The sequence below is a fragment of the Pontiella desulfatans genome, assembly GCF_900890425.1.
Taxonomy (GTDB): Bacteria; Verrucomicrobiota; Kiritimatiellia; order Kiritimatiellales; family Pontiellaceae; genus Pontiella; species Pontiella desulfatans.
The window spans coordinates 1,085,309-1,100,895 of the sequence record NZ_CAAHFG010000002.1 but is presented as its reverse complement, the minus strand read 5'-3'; the positions used below and the strand labels follow the sequence as shown (position 1 = coordinate 1,100,895).

At 60.8% G+C, this 15,587-nt stretch carries 11 protein-coding genes; 6 read left to right on the top strand and 5 right to left on the bottom strand.

The features are described from left to right. Positions 1–149: 149 nt before the first annotated feature. From rpmE to E9954_RS20020, 3 genes are all read left to right on the top strand, one after another. Positions 150–356, top strand: a complete 207-nt coding sequence (gene rpmE / locus E9954_RS20030) for a 50S ribosomal protein L31 (protein WP_136081048.1) — start codon at positions 150–152, stop codon at positions 354–356. Positions 357–533: 177 nt separating this feature from the next. Next, positions 534–1,616 carry a peptide chain release factor 1 gene (gene prfA / locus E9954_RS20025; RefSeq protein WP_136081047.1) on the top strand — a complete coding sequence of 361 codons (1,083 nt, stop codon included), beginning with the start codon at positions 534–536 and terminating at the stop codon, positions 1,614–1,616. 229 nt (positions 1,617–1,845) lie between these two features. Further along, positions 1,846–3,219, top strand: coding sequence for a Gfo/Idh/MocA family protein (locus tag E9954_RS20020; RefSeq protein ID WP_222847254.1), 1,374 nt, complete (start codon positions 1,846–1,848; stop codon positions 3,217–3,219). 85 nt (positions 3,220–3,304) lie between these two features. On the opposite strand, the gene E9954_RS20015 is transcribed toward E9954_RS20020, so the two are convergent. The 5 genes from E9954_RS20015 to E9954_RS19995 form a co-directional block, all read right to left on the bottom strand. Then, complete coding sequence (locus E9954_RS20015) at positions 3,305–6,829, bottom strand: PEP/pyruvate-binding domain-containing protein (protein ID WP_168442436.1); 3,525 nt, start codon at positions 6,827–6,829, stop codon at positions 3,305–3,307. Further along, a complete protein-coding gene (locus tag E9954_RS20010) occupies positions 6,816–8,411 on the bottom strand; it encodes an outer membrane protein assembly factor BamB family protein (protein ID WP_136081045.1) in 1,596 nt (531 codons plus the stop codon). Before E9954_RS20010 ends, E9954_RS20015 begins: the two co-directional genes overlap by 14 nt. Next, complete coding sequence (locus E9954_RS20005) at positions 8,398–10,368, bottom strand: FG-GAP repeat domain-containing protein (RefSeq protein ID WP_136081044.1); 1,971 nt, start codon at positions 10,366–10,368, stop codon at positions 8,398–8,400. The genes E9954_RS20010 and E9954_RS20005 overlap by 14 nt, the downstream gene beginning before the upstream one ends. Before the next feature lie 61 nt (positions 10,369–10,429). After that, the gene (locus tag E9954_RS20000; RefSeq protein ID WP_168442435.1) at positions 10,430–12,004 is read right to left on the bottom strand and encodes a chitobiase/beta-hexosaminidase C-terminal domain-containing protein; all 1,575 of its coding nucleotides are present in this window, start codon (positions 12,002–12,004) and stop codon (positions 10,430–10,432) included. Positions 12,005–12,109: 105 nt separating this feature from the next. Further along, complete coding sequence (locus E9954_RS19995) at positions 12,110–12,712, bottom strand: DNA-3-methyladenine glycosylase family protein (RefSeq protein WP_168442434.1); 603 nt, start codon at positions 12,710–12,712, stop codon at positions 12,110–12,112. Positions 12,713–13,177: 465 nt separating this feature from the next. On the opposite strand from E9954_RS19995, the gene E9954_RS19990 reads away from it, so the two are divergent. Genes E9954_RS19990 through E9954_RS19980 form a run of 3 tightly spaced genes read left to right on the top strand, consistent with a single transcriptional unit; the run spans position 13,178 to position 15,518 of the window. Then, complete coding sequence (locus E9954_RS19990) at positions 13,178–13,537, top strand: winged helix-turn-helix domain-containing protein (protein ID WP_168442433.1); 360 nt, start codon at positions 13,178–13,180, stop codon at positions 13,535–13,537. 21 nt (positions 13,538–13,558) lie between these two features. After that, positions 13,559–14,734 (top strand): molybdopterin molybdotransferase MoeA, encoded by a 1,176-nt coding sequence (locus E9954_RS19985; RefSeq protein ID WP_136081041.1) that lies wholly within the window; start codon positions 13,559–13,561, stop codon positions 14,732–14,734. Next, positions 14,718–15,518, top strand: a complete 801-nt coding sequence (locus E9954_RS19980) for a GTP 3',8-cyclase MoaA (RefSeq protein ID WP_136081040.1) — start codon at positions 14,718–14,720, stop codon at positions 15,516–15,518. Before E9954_RS19985 ends, E9954_RS19980 begins: the two co-directional genes overlap by 17 nt. The last annotated feature ends 69 nt before the right edge of the window (positions 15,519–15,587 follow it).

The window sequence follows — 15,587 nt, the reverse complement described above, 5'->3', positions numbered from 1 at the left end:
TACACGCGTCCCACATAGGCTGGAAACATTACTTCAAGCGGACTCGATGCGGGAAGTTAAATCTGCTCAAAAAAACCAAAACAAGCCTTGCGTCACCGGGGCGCTTTGTATAAAAACCACGCTCCCAATTGAACACGAGGATTTTAGACATGAAAGCAAATATACATCCGAACTACGAAGAAGCAACCGTCCACTGCGCCTGCGGCAACGAGGTGAAAACCCGTTCCACCGTTAAACAGATGCATGTGAACACCTGCTCGAGCTGCCACCCGTTCTTCACGGGAAGCGCAAAACTGATCGACACGGAAGGCCGCGTAGACCGCTTCAAGAAGCGTTTCGCAGAAGGCACCTACTAGCTTTTTGCCTTTTGGAAAGCCGGACCCGCGCAAGCAGGTTCGGCCTTTTTGTGCCCGGATAAAATGGACGATTGGAATGCTGGATTACAGGAAAACTGAGCGATTGCCCACGGCCCTTCCCCAGCCCCCCATCCCACGAGCCACGCATTCAACCATTCAACACCCCAGGATCTTACCATGATCGACCACGCATACCTCGAACAGCTCCAATCCAAGCTCGGCGAACTCGAAACACGCATGTCTCGGCCCGAGGTTTCATCCGACCCCAAGAAGATGCAGGAGTGCATGCGCGACTACTCGCACCAAAAAATGCTGGCCGAATGCGCAAAAAACGTCCTGTCCCTTGTCGATGCCAAAGCCGAAGCCGAAGCCATCCTGACCGATGCCGACTCCGATGCCGAGTTGAAGGAAATGGCCGAAATGGAACTGGCCGAGATCGAGGAGACCCTCCCCAAGGCCGAGCGCGAGATGATGGTGTCGCTCATTCCGGCCGACCCCACCGACTCCCGCAACGTCATCATGGAAATCCGCGCCGGCACCGGCGGCGACGAAGCCGGCATCTTCTGCGGCGACCTCTACCGCATGTACACCCGCTATTTCGACCTGAAGGGATGGAGGCACAAGGTCCTCGACGTCTCCCCGTCGGAATCCGGCGGCTACAAGGAAGTCTCCTTCTCCGTTGAAGGCGAAGAGGTCTACAAAACCCTCAAGCACGAAGGCGGAACCCACCGCGTACAGCGCGTCCCCCAGACCGAAACCCAGGGCCGCGTCCACACCTCCGCCGCCACCGTCGCCGTGCTGGCCGAAGTGGAAGAGGTCGACATCGAAATCAAGAGCGAAGACCTGCGCATCGACACCTACCGCTCCTCCGGCGCCGGCGGCCAGCACGTCAACACCACCGACTCCGCCATCCGCATCACCCATATCCCGACCGGCACCGTCGTCCAATGCCAAGACGAACGCTCCCAGCACAAGAACAAGGCCGCCGCCATGAAAATGCTCCGTGCGCGCATCTACGACACCCAGCAGCGCGAAAACGCCGAAGCGCAGGCCTCCGAGCGAAAATCCATGGTCGGCTCCGGCGACCGCTCCGAAAAAATCCGCACCTATAACTATCCGCAGAACCGCCTCACCGACCACCGCATCAACCTCACGCTCTACAAGCTCGACCGCGTCATGGAAGGCGCCCTCGACGAAATCCTCACCGCCCTCTACGAGCACGACGTCGAAATACGCATCAAGCAGCAGATGGCCGGCTGACGCGACCCGCATCGGTAACCAGGTAGCAGGAGTCAGGTGCCACCCTCTGCGGAGGCCTCTCCGCTGTCCATTTCGGATGGGTGCGGGCGTTTCTTTCCCGTACACCCTGGGCGAGCACGGGACTATAGTGCTAATTCTTGGGATCATATTGATGGCGGTTCCGCCAGATCATGGAATGATGGAACCCCGAAAATTACTGGGATTGTTATTTATCAACCAAGGGAACGACATGAAGAAGATGAACCGTAGATCTTTCCAAATGACCGCAGCCGCGGCTTCAACAGCCATTCCGATGTTCAGCATCGGCAAGCCCGGCCAATCGGCCAATAGCAAAGTCAACGTCGCCATGATCGGCGCCGGAAACATTGCGAAAATGGCCTACGGCGGTGTCCAGGGCGAAAACATTGTCGCCCTGTGCGATGTCGATTCCTCCATGATCGACAAAAACCTCGACAAGCATCCGGGCAATCCGACCGCCAAACGCTTTTCCGATTTCCGCGTCATGCTCGATAAAATGGGCAAGGAAATCGACATGGTTTGCATCAACACGCCCGACCACACCCACTTCGCCGCCACCATGGCCGCCATGGAGCGCGGCATCAACGTCTTCACCCAGAAGCCGCTGGCCCACAACATCTGGCAGGCCCGCACGCTGAAAAAAGCCAAGGACAAATACAAGGTGCTCACCAACATGGGTAACCAGGGCCATACCTACAACGGCATCCGCCAACTCAAGGAGTGGTACGACCACGGCATTTTCGGCCAGATCACCGAAGCCCACAGCTACATCGGCGGCCCCAACTGGACGGGGCCCTATTTCCAGCGCCCGGAAAGCCTTCCGCCCGCCGCAGATCCGGTGCCGGCCTCCCTGGACTGGGATCTTTGGCAGGGACCGACCGGTCCGACGACCTTCCACAACCTCTACCATCCGAAAAAGTGGAGGGGATTCAACCGCTATGGCACCGGCACCTTCGGCGACTGGTTCTGCCATGTGGCCGACGCCCCCATCTGGCTGCTCGATCTCTACGAGCCGGTGGCCGTGGAAGCCGAAAAGGTGGCCGGCGGCGACGAATGGATGGTGGCCGACGGCTGCCGCGTCCGCTTCGACTTCAAAAAGCGCGGTTCCATGGCTCCCTGCACCTTCTATTGGTACAACGGCGATCCCAGCTTGTTCCGCCCCTCCGCCCCCGCCGACTGGACATGGCCGGGCAACCCGCCCAATGCCGGAACCTTCTACCACGGAACCAAAAACAGCGGCTTCACCGACAACCGTTCCAACAACCCGCGCCTGGGCAACAAGGAAGCACAGGTCGAGTTCAAGGCCGCCGGCTATCCGGACGAGAAATACCCGCGCATCAAGGGCGGTCCGATCCTCGAACTGGTCAACGCCATCAAAGGCGGTCCGGAATGCGGCGCCAACTTCGACTATGCCGCGCCCTTCACCGAAATCATGCTGCTCGGCATCATCGCCGTCAACCATGGCGGCAAGATCGAATGGGATTCCAAAAAGGCGAAAATCACCAACCGCCCCGAATTGAACCAACACCTCAAGGAACCGGTTCGCAAAGGCTGGGAATACGGCGAAGACCTCTGGAAGCGCTAAACGCCGGAGAATGGAAGGTCGAGTTCCACCTTGCCCACACCGTTCGTGCGGCGGACGGGGTGGAACCCGTCCCTCCACCAATGGCCTACGGCACGCGCAGCGCGAACTTGGCGACGAACATGGTCGGCAGGTAGGCGAGCAGGTAGATGCCGAGCCAACCGAGATCCTTCTTGGTGCCAGGTAGCTTGAAAAAGCTCGCCTGCTGCAGCGCGCGCGGATAGTTGATCGTGATCGACACCACCTGCTCCGATACCTCGGCGAACGCCGCCGGAGCGGGCGGAACGTTCCGGCCAAACACCAAATCAAACGAGGATACGGTTTCGTCCCCCACCTTCAGCTTGACCGGATGTTTGCCTTCGGCGCTTTCGGGCACGCTGATGAGCCACGTCATCTTTTGCGGAGGAACGCCCTCTCTCAAGAATGCGTTGAGGCTGGCGAGCATCGTCATGCGCGTATGGTCGGCGGCCGACTGCACTTCCCACGGAAGGTCGGACATGTCGCTCGCATCCTTCCACTCGGCGCGCAGTTCTTCGAGCTCGGTGCGGATCGGCGGCAGCGTTTGCGCCGCGTCCGAATCCAGTTCCAACGGCGAAGGCACGGCCAGCGAGACGGGTGCCAGGCATTCCCCATCGATCTCGGCCACAATGCTGACCATGCGTCCCGGCTCGGCGTTCCACGATGCCGGATCAACCCGCATCGGGAACCACATGAAGACCATGATCATCGGCCCAAGAATCAACGCCAGCGGAACCATCGATGCTTTCAAAATGCGCGTCGTTACGGGCGCGGCCAGTTGTTCCATGGTTTTTCGGCGGGCGCTTTCGGCGGGCAGTTTGTTCGCCGCCTTGCGCAGCAGGCCCGAACGGCGCTTGGCTTCGAACAACCGACCGTTGTCGGTCAAATAGCGCTGGCCGAGAATCGGAATCAGACCGAAAAACCCGGCCACAATAGCCACGGCGCCAATCATGCCGAAGCCGCGCACCAGTGGCCACAGCAGCGTATCGAGCAGGCCCATGAACGGATCGTGCAGCAGGTTCGGCGGCAGCAGAAACACCAGCCCCAACAGCACCCCCCAAACAATCGCCATCGTCAAACCGAGTCGGTTGGCGCTGGCTTCCTTGGCACTCGCGGGCGGCGGAATTTCGCTGCGCGGAATGCGCGCATCCTCCACCTCGGCGTCCGCCCCTTCGCGATAGACCATTCCTGCGTTGGCATCGACCGTAATCGTCTCGCCCTGCGCCAACAGTTCGGTGGCGCCGTCGAGCACGACAGCGGGCAAGCCCATCTCGCGAGCAACCACCGCGCCGTGCGACAGCGAACCGCCGCGCTCCAGCACAAGCCCACCCGCCTTGGCGAACAGCGGCGTCCACGATGGATCGGTGGAGGGGCAAACCAGGATCGAGCCCTTTTCAAAGCCATCGCATTGATCGGGACTAAGCACAATCGAGGCCGGGCCGACCGCCGAACCGCACGAAACGCCGTGCGCCGCCAGCGCCGGGCCATCGGCACGCACCACGGCGTTGCCCAACGATGCAACATCGCCCGCCTCGATCACATGCGGCGTCTGCAAGCGCGGCTCAATCGCGTATGCCAACTTGCGGTCGGCAATCCGATCCACCGGAACAAAGCCGCTTTCGAGCGCCGCGAAGATTTCCTCCGGCTCCATGAAAAAGATGTCGTCGTCCACCGTCAGGCGGCGGCCGAATTCGAGCGCGGTGGTGCGCAGCACCGAGTAGGCGCGCATCAGATAAAACTTGCCGTCTTCGCGGAAGCGGATATAGCGGCGCACCCGATTCGACGCCGCCTCCACCTTTTCCATCGTATCCGCATCGAGTTCGGCATACAGCTTGGTCAGGCATTTATCGGCCGCTTCCAATCGTTCGTGATGCAACGTATCGAGATCGGTTCCGGCCACCTGCTCCGCCATCTTGCGGACGCCGTCCGGGCGCTCGTTCCAGCGCGGCGACGCGAGGTCGAACTCCGCCGGGGCGCGGTGGCCGTATTGTGCAAGCCACTCGTCCAGATCCAAATCGGCCAGCGCCATGTTGGCGGCCATGGTGCAGTCGGGGCGAACGCCGACCGAAAGCATCGAAACCAGTTCGTCGGGATCCTCGTCCCACACATGTTCGTTCAGTAGCTGCCGCAGTTCTTCGACCGCCACCGCTTCAACCATGCTCGGAAGGAATGCCATTCCGCCAAAATCGTCGAGCACCTTGGCCGACTGCTCCTTCCAAAGCTCAATCAACTCCGCATCGCCGAGGCTTTGCAGTTCAACCGATTCCTGCGCCAGGCTCCAGCCCATCAGCTCCGGCACATATTCCTCGTCGAAACGTTGGTCGAGGTTCAACGAAAGCGCATCGATCTTTGCGGCGGCTGATTTGGCCAGCTTGGCGGCATCACCGATTTTTTTCAGCCCGCCGTTCGGCACGGTCGGTGGATTTTGCGCGGCGTCCGGATCGGAGCGCAGCAGCTCCGGATCGAAGGCAAAGGGATAGTTGGCCGAAAACATTTCGGTCATCAGCGAGCAGTCCATGTAGACCTCGCCGCCGATACGGTCAAGGAAGCTACGCGCCTTCACCTTCTCGCCCGGCGCAAAGCCGAGCTCCTCGTGCATTTTGCCGAAGCCGCCACTGCCGGACATAAAGTGCGAAACCAGCGACCACGTCAACGGCGTCGGATGCGGCAGGGTTTCGCCGAGGTTATGGCGCACCCACGGGCCGCCGCCGTCTTCGACGCGCTGGCTCAAGTAGGTCTTCGTTTCGGAAAGCAGTTTGTTGTAGGCATCGGTCTCGGCCAGTGTGGTGATCGGCCGCGCCTGCAGCATCAGCACCTCGCCCTTTTCGATGGCCCACTCGACATCCTGCGGCCCGCCAAAATGCGCGGCGGCCTTTGCGCCGAGATCGGTCAGGCGCATGATTAGACCATAGTCGAGGCAGGCGCGCTTGCGCTGCTCTTCCGGCACGTCTTCGATGCCGTCGCCGCCGGGATAGATCGCGTGTTTCTTGTCGGCAACGTCGTAGGAAAGCACCTTGTCGCCATCCACGCGGATAACGTCGGGCTGCACGTCGCCGGAGACGAGTGCCTCGCCCAATCCCCACGTTGCTTCGATCAACACATTATCGCGCGTTCCCGTGCGCGGGTCGGCTGTGAACAGCACGCCCGCAACGTCGGCCGTAACCTGCTGCTGCACCACAACGGCCATGGCCACGTCGTCGAGCGCGATGCCGTGTTCCGCAAGATAGGCCTCGGTGCGGCTCGACCGAATGCTTTGCCAGCACTTTTCGACGGCTTCGATAATCTGCTCTTCGGTTTCGAGATTCAGGAAGGTGTCGTACTGCCCGGCCATCGAAGCCCCCGCCATGTCTTCGGCGGTCGCCGACGACCGCGCCGCAACGCGCTTGCCCTTGAGCGGCGTCAGCGCCTCGCGGATTTCATCGGCCAGCTCCTTGCCCACCTTTCCATCGGATGCGCGGAAGGTGGTGGTGGTCACCACAAACCCGCCGGGCACCGGAAGCCCGGCCTGCATCAGCTTGGCCAAGTTGATCGCCTTGCCACCAACGAGTGAAACGTCGAGCGCCTCCGCGAGCGGCAGGATATTACGATCCTTCATAGCAGCGCAGCCCTCCGGTTTCACTGCCGACATAGATGCGGCCGCCGCCGATCATCGGCGAGCTGATGGAAAGCCCCTGCTCGCCGGGACGCGTCTTTTCGTTGATGTAGGTTTTTTCCAGAATGGAACCATCGTCGATGGAAAGCTTGGCCATGTAGCCATCGTGGCTGACGGCGTAGACGAATTGGTCGGTCACGGCGGCGCCCGCCAACACGGGGGCCTGCCCGCTGATGGCGGTCGACCAAACCTGCTCGCCGGATGCGGGATCGAGCGCAACGACCTTGCCCGCCGCAACGGGCGCGACGAAATATTTTCCAGCGGCGACTGCGCCGAGCACGGCATCGGGCATGTCGGCCGTCCACTTGACGTCGCCCGTCTTGGCGTCGAGCGCCATAACAACGCCTGCCGGATTCGGATCGCGGAAAACAAAGTCGCCGTTGCCGCCACCGACAATGACGGTGCCGTTGATCAGCGTGACCGCACCCGTGATGGGATACGGCGTTTCGGTTTTCCACAGCTCTTCACCGTTCTCGGCATTTAGCGCAACGACGGCCTTGCCGTTAAAGCCGCTGCCGATGTAGACGACGCCGTCCTTGACGATGGGCGAGCTTTCGGGGTCGACCACGTCGCGCCGCCAAAGTTCCTTGCCGTCGGCAATGCGCACGGCGATCACGTAACCCGTGTGGCTGGTCGGCTTGTGCGTGGCGGGATCTTCGATCGCGCCGCAGCCGACATAGGCCACGCCGTTTTCAATGGCGGGCGAGCTTTCGATATGCAGGTCGCTCTCGACCGTCCAATGCACCTTGCCGCTTTCGGTGTCGATGCAGATAAGCTGGCATTCGCTGTCCGGGTGCAGCCCCTGCCCGATCAAAACATATTTGCCGTCGGCGGTGACGGCGGGCGAGCTGAAGAAGCCCTTGATCTCTTCGCCGTCGATCTGGTCGATCGACCAGATGGTTTCGCCCGTGTTGGCATCGACGCAGAAGACGATGCCGTAGGAGTCGGGCGGATCGAGTTCGCAGGAGGCGGCATAGACGCGGTCGCCGTGCACGGCCGGGCTCGAAAGGATCATGGCGGAGTCGACCGTTTCGACCGTGCCGTCGTCATCGACCCAACTCGGGAAATAGTCCCAGGCCAGCGACAACTCGCCGGAGGGAGCCGGGCCGACGGCGCCGAGGCGATGGTTGCCGCCCCGGAAGATTACGGGGGCATCGACCGCTTCCACGGCAACCTTGGGCTGCTCAACTTTTTTGACTTCACCGCGTTGCTTGGCCTTGATGCGCGCCAGGGCGATCTCCGTCCAGTCGATGTAGACCGTGCCCGATCCGGCGCTGGCGGTGCGCTTCGGTTCTTCGTGCGTTTCGCCGCCGTGGGCGGGCCAGAAACGAACCGCCGCCCAGATGCCGACGCCGATCAAAACGACCGATACCGGAACCAACGGCTTTTCCTTGCAGGCCTTCAGTAGCGCCTTAGGTTTGAAGAGCAGCGCGAAAAAGGTCGCGATTCCGGCGGCGAGCGCCGGGAGGATCGCCGCCCCCGCATTAACAAAAATCGGTACAACCGCTAAATCACCAACCAGCATCTTCGGAATCCCCGCGTTCGGCTACGATGGAAACACGTTTTTCGGTCGTCAGATCGACGTCGAGCTCGCGCTTGTGCCCATCGGCATATTCTACGTTCAGTTTATAGTTCCCCGGCGTGCGCACCGCGAAGCAGACCGTGTCGGGACTGCTGCATCCGGTGGCGACGTTGCCGCCCAAATCCTTGCGCGCAACGACGGCGCCGTTGGCATCGAGCAGGCGCACCTTGGCACCGACGACGCCCTTCGGCCCGAGCACGCGCACCGAACAGAGGCGCACGTTGAGCAGGCGCTTTTCGTCCTTCGTCAACAGCTCGCCCGGCTGGCGCATGGAGAGCGTGTCGTTGACGATCAGGAAGAGCTGGCCCTTTTCGTTGCCGATCAAAATGTCGGGTGCGCCGTCGTCGTTAATGTCGCCAACCGCCAGCGAGCGGCCGCCGGAGCCGTGCGCCGGGCCTTTGAAGAGCGGCTTTTCATCGACGTGCACCTTGGCGTGCATGTAGGAGCCGTAGCCGCGGTTGATAATATATCGGTTTTCCTTCTGCTGGTCGCAGACAGTGTAGATGTCCATGTAGCCATCGACGTTGAGGTCGGCGGCGACGGTGGCGAGGTGGTAGTCGGAACCCTCGCTGATCTCGTTGCCCCAAACGGTGATATCGGTGAGCACACCTTCTTCGTTGGAGATGATCAGCCAATCCTTTTCGATCGGCACCACCAGATCCATGCTGTTCGGCAGGTAGGTCGGCATAAAGACGCCCGCGCCCGTCTGGCCATATTCATCGACGCCCGTGCGGAACGAAAACTCGATGTTGTGCGCGGCAGGCTTGAACGTCCCGTCCGTGCCCTGCTCCATCAGGAAACCATTGGCATGCGAATAGAAAAGGTCGGTGCGGCTGTCGCCGTTCCAGTCGCCGGGAACAAAGTAGCCGTTGCCTTCTGATGGCAACGCCAGTTCGGCCGATGCAAATGATCCTTTGCCGGAATTAAGGAAGGCGCGCAGTCCCGTTCCAGCGAAGCTGGCAACCACGTCCGGAAGCCCGTCGCCGTTAAGCTCAACGAACGACGCGCTCTTGAAACCGTCGCCTTCGGCCTTGAGCCAATCGGTCTTTTCGAGCGTGTAGGTTTTGTCGAACTTGCCTTTATAGATCGTTGTGCCGAGCATCAGGTCGGCGAGCCCGTCGCAATCGACATCCGCCACGGAGCAGCTAACGCTGGCCGACGTGATGCCGAGCTTTTCGGTGACGTTGGAAAACTTCATCGGCTCGACCTGGAAATAGATGCGGTCGCCCGCCGGGGAGCAGGCCACGAGATCCTCCATGCCGTCGCCGTTGAGGTCATACATCGCTACGCCCTCGACCGACTTGGGCAGCTCGTCGACCAGCAGGTCGGGCAGGAATTTGACGTAGGCCTTTCGCGGATAGTAGTCGCGGTCGGCGGCCATGTCTTCGAGCATCTTGATCAGCTCCGAGGTCATGCCGCAAAAGATGCCGGCGAGCGTGTTGACCTTGTTCCCCTCGGAATCGGTTTCGACCTCTTCGCTGATGCCGATCTGGAACAGGTTTTCCGTCTGCACTTCGCCAACGAGGAATTCGTCGGCATACATGCGGATCTGGCGGTTGGACTTGCGGCGGCTCGGCTTACCCGCAAAAACGGGGAAGCGGTCGCCCTTCGCCAGCGAGCCGTCGTTGGCGCGCTCGGCCACCTGCCCGGCGAGTGCGCCCGCAAAGACGATATCGATGGTGGTGCCGGACTGGTAGTCGCCCTTGATCGCCTTGACGACGGAGCAGCTGAGCTTGGCGGCGGCGGGATCGATCGCGCCGATTTCCAGCACGACGATGTTGTCATACTTCTGGAAATAGACGTCCGGTTGCAACGCCGGGTTAATGACGGCCTGCGCCGCGCCTGCCAAAACAAGTGTGGCCACGCCGCACAGGAGGTTTCTCGGTTTGGAAAGAATCATGAAACTCGCTCTCTGGGTTGAATGGACAGAATAATTCTGCCATCTCTCCGTCGCATCCGCATTATTGGATGACGTAGGTGGTGGTGTAGGTGGGGCTGAAGCCGACGCCGTTCTTGTAGGCCTTGACCGTCAGCCTGGTGGTCTTGGTGAGCTTGATCGCGCCGGAGTAGGCGGGTGAACTTCCGGTGGGTTCGGAGCCATCGGTCGTGTAGCGGATCTTGGCGCCGGGCACCTTGGTCTTGATCTCGACCTTCACGGGCTCGTTGAAAATGACGGCGACGGGCGTTTCGATCTGGTTTCCGCCGGAGCCGACCTTGCGCAGCTTGGTGTTTTCCGGCAGCGTCTGAAGCTGGAAGGGCTCGTATTCCCCGAGGTGCTTGCTCATGGAGGTCATCGCCTTGAGCGTCAGGCCGTATTCCGACTTCTGGTCGCCGCGCCCGTGGTAGTAGGAGTTGGGATCGGCGTCCATTTTGGTGATCAGGTTCTTGGCGTTCGACGAGGCGCAGTGCTTGCCGAAGGTGATGTTTTTCCAGTCGTTGGCCATATCCTTGTCGAACAGGCCGATGCCGTCCGACATGATGTAGTCGAAGTGCGCGCCGTCGAGCTGCACATCGCCCGCAAGCTGCATGGCGACGCCCTTGTTGCCCTTCGCGTCTTCGTTCGGGTCGCCGACCTTGCGGCCCTGGCCATCGACAAAGCCGTCGATCGAGGTGATGGAGGTGAACACCAGGCGCGCCTGCTTCGGGTTGGCGGAATAGACGCGGATCATGGAACCGAGCGCGGAATAGAGTCCCGAGCGGCCCGGCTTGTCGTTTTCGGCAAAACCAAGGCAGACATACGCATCCTCGGTCAGCGGGCGTTCGGGCGATCCCGCCTGGAGCACGCCGTTGCGGTAGATGTTGATGTTGTAGACCCCTTTGGCATTGGTGTTGATGAACGGGGCGATGCGTCCGCCGGACTGGATCTCGAGGATGCCGCCGTCGTAGACCTCGAACGCGCCCTTGTTGGTGGCGCCGCTGAAGCGGAAGTCGCCGCTGATGATGCACTTGCCGTGCTGGAGCATCACCTCGTCGCTCACGCCGACGTTTCCGACAAACTCGACCGACTTGGTGCCGATCTTCGCGATCTGGAACTTGTGCGAAATCTGGCTATTGCAGGCCTTTTCCTTCGGCAGGCGTTTGGAGGTGTGGCGGTAGGTGCGGCCCTTGCCGGGAAAGACCGCGTCTTCGATGTTGAAGTAGGTGTCGCGGTCGCCGCGGATGGAAATCCAGTGAATGTCGCCGCCGGGTTTGACATCGACGTTGCCCCAGATTTCGAGTTCGTTGCGGTGCTTGCCCTGGAGCTCACCGTTCTCTTCGATGACCACATGGCGCACCTGGTCAACGCGCCCGCCCTTGACGATGTAGGGTTTCGACGCTTTCGGCAGCAGGATATCGGTTTCGCGATCCGGCGCCGTCTTTGCGCCCTTGCCGTTTTCCTTCCAGTTTTCGGCCACGCCGAACTCGCCGCCCTCGCCCGGATTCGCCCAGACCAACGTGCGGCCCTCCGGCCACTTTTCCAGCTTCCACGCCGGCTCCACCGCCCAAGACGAGATCGAGGTAATGGCCAGCACCAATAAAACATTAAAACACTTCATGGACTTCCCTTTCTTCCAACCGGACATCCGCCGGCGTCTATTTGAAAAGGAATACGCCATTCGTCACTGGATTAGGCGCGAAAAAAGGAAAAAGTTGTTTCGGCCTCAGTCCAGCGACTGCCAGAGGTACCAGCAGGCGATGGAGCGGTAGGGTTTCCAGTTTTCGCTTACCCGGGCGAGCAGGCCAGGCTCGGCCTCCCCCCCGTTGTACAGCATCCGGGCGGCTCGCTGCAACCCGGCATCGCCCAGCGACACAACATCCAACCGCCGGAGCCCGAACATCAGGTACATCTCCGCCGTCCATTGCCCGATGCCCTTGACCGCCGTCAGGGCCGACATCGCCTCATCGTCGGACATCCGTTGCAACCTGCCCTTCGACAACCCCTGCTCCATGGCTTCCGCTAGGTTGCGGATGTAGGAAACCTTTTGCTTCGACAATCCGGCCGCCCGCAGCCCGTCGACTTCGACCAAAAGGAATTTTGCCGGCGACATCGGTTTGGCCGTCAGCTTCATGACCCGTTCCTGGATCGTGGCGGCCGCCTTGACCGACAGCTGCTGCGCAATAATCGCGCTGGCCAAATGGTGGAACATGGTGCCCGAGGTGTCGTGGATCGGGCACGGACCGTGCCGCTTGATCAAGCGCCCCATCACCGGATCCGCCTTGGCCAGCGCCCGTTCCCCGCTCCTGCACACCTGCTCAATATCCATTCGATCCACCTTTCGCAAAGGGTGTAAAAACAGCCCCGCCGGGCATCCTGTTTCAAAAACCATTCCTACCTCACACCCTACACCGCGTACGTTTTTTTGCAAAAGCTAACTCGTCGGCATGGATGCTTTGTGGCGCGTGCATCCATGGCGTTCCGCACCGTTTTCCCCGCTAAAACTTTCCGGCGGGAAAGACGTGCATGTTGCGCGGCCCTTTCGATATGTTTTTCTGTGCATATCGGGAGTGCCGGCGCATTGGAAAAGGCAATCGACTAAAAGGCAATTAACTTGAAGAGTCTCACCACAGAGCGCACGGAGGCACAGAGCAACCAATATATCCGCCACCCTCTGCGTCTCTGTGAACTCTGTGGTAAAAAATTAAAATCAGTTTAATCTGGTATAAAACCCTTTCGAGAAGTTGGTGTATTTCGTGGTGGAATCAAAAAGCAAGGACGGGATGGGGATCGGATGGAACTAGTACCGAACATGAAGCTATGGCTCTCGACGGAGGATGGGGAGAATGTGATTGGCGGGGGGCGCTGCCGGTTGCTGGAGGCCATCGACGAGCTCGGCTCCCTTTCGGCGGCGGCGGAGCAGCTGGGCATGAGCTACCGCAAGGCGTGGGGCGATCTGAAAAAAGCCGAAAGCAACCTGGGCCACACCCTCATCGTCAAAAGCCGGGGCGGTTCCCGCGGCGGAAAAACCGTGCTGACGCCCGAAGGCGCGCGCCTGCTCAAGCTCTTCAACCGCTTCAAGGCGGACGTGAAGCTTTATGCCGAGGCCTCGTTCGAACGACTCGTCAACGAGGCCGCAAACCCAACCGCCTAACCGAACCACAAGGATGGAACCATGATTACCTTCGACGAAGCCTATGCCATTGTGATGGATAACTGCCTGGCCCTCGGCAGCGAAACCGTGCCGCTCGAACAAAGCCTGGGCCGGGTGCTGGCCGAGCCTGTTTTGTCGGACATCGACATGCCGCCGTTCAACAAGTCGGCGATGGATGGCTATGCCTGCCGCCGCGCGGATATCCGGAACGAACTGACGGTGGTCGAGGAGCTCCCCGCGGGCGTCGCCCCCACCAAAACCATCGGCGCAAACGAATGCGCCAAGATCATGACCGGCTCAATGGTGCCGCAGGGTGCCGACTGCGTGATCATGGTGGAGGATACGGTGGAGGTTTCCGCCACAACGATCCGCTACACGGAAGAGGAAACCAAAACCAACATTTGCACCCGGGGCGAAGACATCCGGGCCGGCGACGAGGTGCTCGCCAAGGGCGCCGTTATCCAGCCGCAGCACATCGCCGTGCTCGCCACGGTGGGTTGCACGCAACCGCGCGTCGCGAAGCAACCGCGCGTCGGCATCATCTCGACCGGCAGCGAGCTGGTCGAACCGTCCGAAAAAGCCACCGGCGCCAAGATCCGCAACAGCAACGGCTGGCAGCTGGCCGCCCAGGTGGAGCAGATGGGTTGCTTGGCCACCAACATGGGCATCGCCGTTGACGACGAGGAGGCGCTCGCTGCCGCCATTGGGAAAGCCATGGCGGAAAACGATGTCGTCATGCTTTCGGGCGGCGTTTCGATGGGCGACTACGACCTCGTCCCCGGCATCCTGAAGAACAACGGAATCGAACTGCTCTTCACCAGCGTGGCGATCAAGCCGGGACGCCCTTCGACGTTTGGCGTTGGCGAACAGGTGCGCGTCTTTGCGCTGCCCGGCAACCCGGTTGCGACCTACATGCAGTTCGAGGCGCTCGTGAAACCCTTCCTGTTCAACATGATGGGGCATGCCTTCAGGCCGCGGCACGTGTGCGCCAAGCTCAACCGCGACCTGCGGCTCAAACCGGCCAAGCGCAGCGCCATCATCCCCATCCGCTTCACCGCGCCCGACCGGGTTGAGCCGATCGAATACCACGGCTCCGCCCACATCAACGCCCTGTGCAGTGCGGATGGATTCCTGCTCTGCCCCTCCGAGGGTTCGAGCTTCAAGCAAGACGAGGAAGTCGATGTTCGATTGTTTTAACAGGCGCATCAACTACCTGCGGATTTCCGTGACCGACCTCTGCAACCTGCGTTGCAGGTATTGCATGCCGGAAGAAGGCATCGAGCAAATCCCCCACCCGGAAATCCTTTCGTTCGAGGAGATCCGCGACATTGCGGCGGTGGCCGTTGGGCTGGGTGTGGACAAGGTGCGCCTGACCGGCGGCGAGCCGCTGGTGCGCCGCAACATGGTCCATCTGGTGGAAATGCTTTCCAGCATCGAAGGCATCAACGACCTGGCCATGACGACCAACGGCATCCTGCTCGAATCCTTCGCGCAGCCGCTGAAGGACGCCGGGTTGCACCGCCTCAACGTCAGCCTCGACACCCTCGACCCCGACCGTTACCGGCAGACCACGCGAGGCGGCGACCTTCGCGACGTGTTGCGCGGGCTTGAAGCCGCCAAGGCCGCCGGGTTCAAAACCATCAAACTCAACTGCGTGATTACCCAAAGCGCCGATGAACCGGATGCGCAGGCCGTTGCAACCTACGGCAGGGAGCAGGGATGCGAGGTACGCTACATCCGTTGCATGGACATCCGCAACGGATCGTTCTGGACGGTGGAAGGCGGCGACGGAGGCCACTGCTCAACCTGCAACCGCCTGCGCCTCACCAGCAAGGGCGACCTCTTTCCCTGCCTCTTCAGCGACCTTCACTATTCCGTCAAGGAACTCGGCATCGAACCGGCCCTGCGCGCCGCCGTCGGCAACAAACCCGCATCCGGCCATAAAAGCGAAACCAACCAATTCTACAGCATTGGAGGTTAATCCAGCAGGAATAGAGAAGAGGATAGGATCATTCAGCCCATGCAACCAGCAGCATTATTGCGACATCAC